At 59.3% G+C, this 378-nt stretch carries 1 protein-coding gene; it reads right to left on the bottom strand.

Going from position 1 to position 378, the window contains the following annotated elements; translation table 11 throughout:
* A partial coding sequence (locus AC1D0P_RS31770) for a hypothetical protein (protein WP_477680363.1) occupies nucleotides 1-378 on the bottom strand: 378 nt, incomplete at both ends.

Raw genomic sequence — 378 nt, 5'->3', positions numbered from 1 at the left:
GAACTGGACGAAGCTGCGAAGAAACGGAGCATCCTGGCCCGGACGAGCCTTGTAATACCCCTTGAACGTCTTCTTCATACCGGCCGTCACATAGACGCCGCCGGTCGTCAGGTCGGAATCCATGGCATTGCCGAAATTCTTTACGCAACGCCTGCCGTTGGAGAAATTCGCAACGCTGCCCAGTTTGCGGCCACTGCCGTGGCCGGCAGGGATCGCCTCGAAATCATGGCTGGCTTCGCAGATGATGTAGAAGCGCTTGCCGAGCTTGAAATTGCCCATGTCGTTGGGGCGCGTCGCGTCCATGGCGAAATAACAGGGATTCTTGACCGCGCCGGCCGCCAGCTTTTGCAGATAGAGCGTCCGGGCCCTGAGCAGCAC

It is taken from the genome of Polaromonas sp. P1_G2 (assembly GCF_056405515.1).
The sequence above is the reverse complement of the archived record's forward strand: the minus strand, read 5'-3'. Positions and strand labels throughout refer to the sequence as shown.